At 59.6% G+C, this 5,926-nt stretch carries 6 protein-coding genes; 2 read left to right on the forward strand and 4 right to left on the reverse strand.

What is annotated here, in order from left to right; genetic code table 11:
- Window positions 1–520: 520 nt before the first annotated feature.
- The gene (locus tag U9R25_02685; protein MEA3334787.1) at window positions 521–718 is read right to left on the reverse strand and encodes a hypothetical protein; all 198 of its coding nucleotides are present in this window, start codon (window positions 716–718) and stop codon (window positions 521–523) included.
- Window positions 719–775: 57 nt separating this feature from the next.
- On the opposite strand from U9R25_02685, the gene surE reads away from it, so the two are divergent.
- Window positions 776–1,588 carry a 5'/3'-nucleotidase SurE gene (surE, locus tag U9R25_02690; protein ID MEA3334788.1) on the forward strand — a complete coding sequence of 271 codons (813 nt, stop codon included), beginning with the start codon at window positions 776–778 and terminating at the stop codon, window positions 1,586–1,588.
- Between the two features lie 86 nt (window positions 1,589–1,674).
- On the opposite strand, the gene U9R25_02695 is transcribed toward surE, so the two are convergent.
- The 3 genes from U9R25_02695 to U9R25_02705 form a co-directional block, all read right to left on the reverse strand.
- Window positions 1,675–2,451: an HAD-IIA family hydrolase gene (locus tag U9R25_02695; protein MEA3334789.1), complete on the reverse strand. Its 777-nt coding sequence runs from the start codon at window positions 2,449–2,451 to the stop codon at window positions 1,675–1,677.
- A gap of 241 nt (window positions 2,452–2,692) precedes the next feature.
- Entirely contained in the window at window positions 2,693–4,045 is a 1,353-nt protein-coding gene (gene ssnA, locus U9R25_02700; GenBank protein ID MEA3334790.1) for a putative aminohydrolase SsnA, read from the reverse strand.
- Between the two features lie 25 nt (window positions 4,046–4,070).
- Window positions 4,071–4,622 (reverse strand): NUDIX hydrolase, encoded by a 552-nt coding sequence (locus U9R25_02705; protein MEA3334791.1) that lies wholly within the window; start codon window positions 4,620–4,622, stop codon window positions 4,071–4,073.
- Between the two features lie 327 nt (window positions 4,623–4,949).
- Here U9R25_02705 and U9R25_02710 point away from each other — a divergent pair, with 327 nt between their 5' ends.
- Entirely contained in the window at window positions 4,950–5,801 is an 852-nt protein-coding gene (locus tag U9R25_02710) for an aminotransferase class IV (protein ID MEA3334792.1), read from the forward strand.
- The last annotated feature ends 125 nt before the right edge of the window (window positions 5,802–5,926 follow it).

Consider the following 5,926-nt stretch of genomic DNA (forward strand, 5'->3'; position numbering starts at 1 on the left):
TAAAGACCGTCCCTACTTCTGGTGAAGGACCTTGGTTACTGCATAGTTATTTAGCCCGCAGAGTACTAGCCGGATTCATCCGGCGCTGTTACGTAGCACGGGCCATTCATGCCCGTGCGATCTCCGCTCGGATGCACCAACTGCAATGCCTTTATAGATGATATCTTCATTGCTGAAGGGCAGGATGGCAGTAGCCTGTTCTAACAATTGGTCCGTGCGGACAAGGGAAGACATGGTTTCAAACTCCTTCCAGGGTTTATTTTACTGGCGGCTCATCCAAGTATACCATCGTCTGCCGCCCTTCATTAATCAGCAGGAGGCAGGCGTCTTCAACGAAGACCCAAGGTTTCCAGGACTTACGATGCCGCTTTTCTGATTCAAAGTATACGCCCAAATTCCTCATTTTGTCACAGACAATGAGAATTGCTGGATGTCAATATGCGGAATCATGACATGCTGACATTCTGATATTTCGACATGACGTGACCCTTACGCAGCCCCGCTGCGCCGGAGTGCGTCATCAGGTACAGCCCCGTACCCCCGCCGAGGAATGCCCGCAAGCGGCGCAGGCGATGAAGTCAGTCAGGATCACCAGGGCGTCCTCCCGTCCACAGTTAGGGCACACCGTCAGTTCTTCGATTTCCTCCAGGGAGAAGGATGTCGCGGTGGCGGCGTCTGGCAATTCGATGGAAACTTTGGCTTCGGGTTTTGATTTCATGATGACACGACATGCTGAGATTTTGACATGCTGACATTATGACATAGAATCCCCTGCATGAACACCCCACTCATACTACTGACCAACGACGACGGGATCCATTCCCCGGGACTTCTCGCTGCAGCGCACGCGGTCTGTGACCTGGGGCGCCTGGTGATTGTGGCTCCCCAGGAACAGCAATCGGGCATGGGCCGCAGTCTTCCCAAATCCACCAGCGGCGCCATGTACACGGAAACCCTGCCCATCGACGGCTGCCCGGTGGCGGCCTATTCCATGCCAGGCTCCCCGGCCCAGACGGTGCTCTACGCCATCACCGATCTGCTGGATGAACCGCCCAGCCTGGTGATCTCGGGGATCAACTACGGTGAGAACCTGGGTACCAGTACCACGGTCAGCGGCACGGTGGGAGCTGCTCTCCAGGCGGGTGAAGCCGGTATCCCGGGATTAGCGGTTTCCCTGGAGACCGACCCAGCCGCTCACCACGATCCCCATTATTCGGCCACCGTTGATTGGACGGCCGCTGCTTATTTTACTCGCCTGCTGGCGCAAAAACTGCTGGCAGAGGCCATGCCCGGCGATGTCGATACACTAAACGTCAACGTGCCCGGCCATGCCACCGTCGAGACACCGTGGCGACTGACCCGGCAATCACGACAGCCCTATTATCAGTCGTTGCCCACCCATCGCACCGATCTCAGTGCGCCCGGGCAACTGAGTTACAAGACGGTGATCGACTGGCAGCGCCTCCGACCTGAAACCGATATCCACGCCTTTGCTGTTGACCATGTCGTGTCTGTGACTCCGCTCAGCCTCGATCTGACGTCGCGGGTCGGCATGGATGAACTCAAGGCGCTGTTGGGATCACAATAATCGGTGGGGCGCACAGCGTCTGCAACACATCTTTTCGGCTCCCGCGAGCTCCTCTCCGCACAGCTCCCATAAGCTGCCTTCTGCTCTCAGCTTGCCTCTTCTTCCAACTCGATCTCTGCCACCGACTCCGCTATGCGCGTGGGCTGGTAGGGAAAGCGTTTGACATTCTCCCGATTGGTCACGCCGGTCAGCACCAGGATCGTTTCCATGCCAGCCTCGACTCCGCCGACGATGTCGGTGTCCATGCGGTCGCCTATCATGATGGTGTCCTCTGAATGAACGTTGAGAAAATTGAGCGCGCTACGCATCATGAGGGGATTGGGTTTGCCCACGAAGAAGGGGCTGTAGCCGCTGGCGGTTTCGACCAGGGCTGCCATGGCGCCACAGGCCGGCACCAGACCTCCCTCTCCCGGACCGGCGGGATCGGGATTGGTGGCGATGAAGTGGGCGCCCTCGGACACCAGCCGGATCGCCTTGGTGATCATCTCCAGGTTATAGCTCATGGTTTCGCCCAGGACCACGTAGTCCGGGTTGATATCGGTGATCACGTAGTCAACCGAGTGAATGGCGGTGGTCAGGCCACTCTCGCCGATCACAAAGGCTTTACCCAGTGGCTTTTGCGATTGCAGAAACAGCGCCGTTGCCATGGCGGAGGTGAAGATGTGTTTGGCTGGCACCTCCAATCCCATGGTCCGCAGGCGGTGGGACAGGTCGCCCGGCGTGTACATGGGATTGTTGGTCAGGACCAGGTGTTTGATATCCCGATCCTTTAGGCGTTGCAGGAATTCAGCAGCCCCAGGGATTGGCTGGCGCCCGCTTACAAGGACGCCGTCCATGTCGATAAGATAGTTTTTTTCTCCCATGAAGTGGTTTTTCCGTTCCTTTGAAAACTGATTGTACGACCTACCCCCCGGCCCCCTCCCAATCTGGGAGGGGGAGAGGTCAAACCCGCAACCTGCCTCAGTACCGCGGTACGCATGGATGTACGTCCGATAGCATTCCTGCCAGAGGTCGCAACGGCGCCGCGTCTCCGTGTCGCCTCGTCCCATCGACTGCCCTCTGCCATCAGGTTGACGATTGCGGGCGGCGTTGGGTCTCCCTGCCCTACTCCCAATACCGCTGCCAGGTCTCCCGCGCCACCTCGCGGCTGCGGGCGGTGATGGCTGCTTCGTCCAGTGTCAGCAGCTGCCGGTCTTTCATCAACCAGCGGCCGGCAACCATGGTGTGGGTGACGTGGCTGCCGCTCACTCCGAAAAGAATGTGCCAGGGCAGGTTCTCATTGGACAACGGGGTGGGCGGGTAGTAGTCCAACAGGATCAGATCAGCCGCGGCCCCCGGGCTGATCTGCCCGAGGCCAGGCTGGAAGAACAACCGGGCCAGGGCGGCATTGTTGCCATAGGCCATCTGGACGATCTGGTCACCGCTGGCTACCCGCGGGTCGTTTTGCCATACTTTGTGCAGTAAATATGCCTGTTTCATCTCGCTGAACATGTCGTTGGAGAAGCCGTCGTTGCCTAGACAAATGGGCATGCCACCCCGCATCATGGCAGGCACATCGGCCACACCCACCGCGTTGTTCATGTTACTGCGCGGCTGATGGGTAATCCAGGTGTTGCTCTCGCGCAGCGTTTCCATCTCCCAGGGGTCGATGGCGGTGACGTGGGCCACGATGGTGTGCGGTCCCAGAATCCCCCGGCTCTTCAGGCGGTCGATGGTGCGCAGACCATAGTTGGCCTGGCTGTCCTCCTGATCCGCGGGGCCCTCTGCGGCGTGGATGTGGAAGCCCACGTTTCCAAGGCTTTCGGCCTCGGCAACACATTGGGCCAGAGTTTCATCGCTCAGGCTGAGCGACGCGTGCAGGCCGAAGGTACCGGCAACCAGCGGTGACGACCCGGGACGCCGCGTTTCCTTGATGAAACGCACATTTTCGGCGATGCCGGCCGTGGCCTCTTCGGGTCCATTGCGATCGGTGACTTCATAACAGAGACAGCTTCTCAGTCCGGCGGTCTCCACCGCGCCGGCAATGATGCTGAGACTGCCATCGACGTGAGCCGGACTGGCATGGTGATCGATAAGGGTCGTTGTGCCGTTGCGAATGGCGTCTACCAGGCAGACCAGGGCGCTGAAGAGCACGCCATCGTCGTCCAGGGCCCGATCCAGGGTCCACCAGAGACGGCGCAGGATCTCGGGAAAATCCCGCGGTGCAGGGCCGGGAATGTACATGCCCCGGGCGAAGGCACCGTAATAGTGAGTATGGGTGCAGATATTGCCGGGCATGAGCAGCTTGCCGCCGGCATCCTCCCGCGCCGCATCGGGATAGGCGGCCAGCAGGTCCTGGCTGGAAGCAACCGCGGCGATCTCGCCATCCTGCACCAGGACAGCACCATCTTCGATCACGCGGTTGTCATCGCCGAAGGTGCAGACGGTCGCGTTGTGAATGAGGATTGATTGGGACATGGATTTCCTCCCTTGTCGCATCTGGTCAGTCGCCGCCATCTTCCAGCCACAACAGGGCCATGGCCACGGCTGTGGTCCAGGCCAGGCTTTGGAATTCCCCCCGCATCAGGGCGGTTTTCAGTTCTGATCGAGTCAGTTCGATGAGTTCCTGTTCTTCCAGATCATCGGAATTGGGCATAGTCACCGGGCGGGCGCCCCGCGCAAAATAGAGATTGGCTGTGGCGAAACCACGATTCGCACCGACATTGTAGTGCCCCAGGTCTATCCACCGGGACGCCTGGTAGCCTGTCTCCTCCAGTAATTCCCGCCGGGCGGCGGCCAGGGGTTCTTCACCGGGCTCGAGATAGCCGCCTACCACCGCCATGGTGACGCCGTCCAGGGCATACTTCACCTGTCGAAAGCAGAGAAAGGTGCCGGCTTCTGTTTCGGCCACCACGTTGATATAGTTGGGCGTGATGATCCAGGGCCAGTCTTCGATGCGCCGGCCGTCGGGCAGCTCGACAACATGTTCCTCCACAGTCAGGTACTTGCTGTGTTGTAGAATCGTTCGCCGCGAAATGGTTTTCCAGGGATCCATGCTTGCTCCGGGATAGAGACGGGTTGTCGGTTTGAGGTTAACTGCCTGACATTGTACCACAGGTTTGCGTGCTGTGTGCATCCTCGCGCCGGTGTGGTGGGAGGGTATGCCCCCTAACCCCCCAAAGGGGGGAATTTCCGGAGAGCAGCGTCGGCACGCTAGCAAGCGCTCCGTGAGGTAGCCGGGGACGCGGCGATGCGGAGACTCTGATACTCTGAAACTTCGACCCTCCGACCCTCGGCGTCCGCATCCGTGGATGGCCGCCTCCATGCCCTTGCCTGCCCGCGATACTCGTGTTACAATCGCGCGGCGGGAAGCAATCGTATCATGAAATCATCTAAGTGTCTGCCTTACCTGGTCTGTCGCAATGGCCGAATGATTGCGCCTTCCAAGGCCACTATTTCTATCTTCAACCCGGTCATCTATGGCGCGTTTGGAATCTACGAGTCGATCCAGCTCTGCCAGGGTGTTATCTTCATGTTGGAGGACCACCTGGACCGCCTGGCCGAGTCGGCTGCTGCCATCGATCTTCGTTTACCGGCCGATCTGGACGCGATCGGGCAATGGACCCGGAAAACCGTCGCAACCAACCGCTGCCGCGATGCCATGATCCGGCTGTTTGCACTGGGGCCAAGCGGGCAGCATGGGCCGGAGGTTTTTGTCTGGCCCGAGCCGGCGCGGTCCTTTCCTCCAGAGATGTTCGAAGAGGGTGTGGGCGCTGTAAGCTACCTGGGGGAACGGGCTTTTCCCAACGCCAAGTCATTGAATACATTGGTGAATCACATGGCCAAGCAGCGCGCCCTCAGTGCAGGGGAACACGAGGGCATTTTGATAGATCGCGACGGCAGCGCGACTGAGGGGTCATCCAGCAACCTGTTTATCGTGCAGAATGGAAAACTACACACACCACCGCCTGAGCATGTACTGGCCGGCGTGACCCAACAGGAGGTTCTCAAGCTTGCCGGTGACCTGGGGATTCCGGTGGAACGGCGTGCCCTCCCGCTGGCCGACCGGGCGTGTTGGCAGGAAGCCTTTTTGACCAGCACCAGCCGGCATGTGCTTCCTTTGGTGCGCCTGGATGGGGAAGTGATCGGAACAGGCCGCCCTGGATCGATTACCCGACAGCTGCGGGAGGCGTTTGAGGTTCATTTTCAGGTGGTGATTGCGCAGGGACGCTGAGACGCCGCCAGCACGCTACGCCAGCACGGTAGCAACCGATCCGAGAGGTAGGCGTGCCGAGAGGCAGCAAGCGGTGCGTGACGTCAGCAGACGGTGCGTGAGCTAGCTAGGCGTACCGTGAGGTA

Source organism: Chloroflexota bacterium, from assembly GCA_034717495.1.
GTDB lineage: Bacteria > Chloroflexota > Anaerolineae > JAAEKA01 > JAAEKA01 > JAYELL01.